Origin of the sequence: Microbacterium karelineae (assembly GCF_009745985.1) — a bacterium.
Classification (GTDB): Bacteria; Actinomycetota; Actinomycetes; order Actinomycetales; family Microbacteriaceae; genus Microbacterium; species Microbacterium karelineae.
In genome coordinates this window covers 1-291 of record NZ_WFIX01000070.1, presented here as the reverse complement: position 1 = coordinate 291, position 291 = coordinate 1, and the positions used below count along the sequence as shown (strand labels likewise).

Below are 291 nucleotides of genomic sequence, written 5' to 3'. Positions count from 1 at the left end.
GTTGTTTGCCTGAGTACCGTCTCCCATTGAAGTCTTAGTGTATAATACTAATTCTAATTCAGAAGCTTTAAAGTTTCCTAGTTCAGCAACAGCCTGAGCAGCGTTTCCTCCTGTATAAGCTAAAGTAGTTGCGTTGGTAGAAGTGTTGATACCGTTGTACAATGCTTTGTTGAAAGAAGTACCACCTAAAAGAGAAGCAGAGCTTGCTTTTAAATAATCGTAGTAGTTGTTTGCTGCATTGTTTTTACCATTCTTCCAAACCAATAAAGATTCTTCAATCTGTCTTGATTT

General features: G+C 37.1%; 1 protein-coding gene. It reads right to left on the bottom strand.

Annotated elements, in window-relative coordinates:
* A partial coding sequence (locus GB932_RS21955) for a hypothetical protein (protein WP_197517201.1) occupies nt 1-291 on the bottom strand: 291 nt, incomplete at both ends.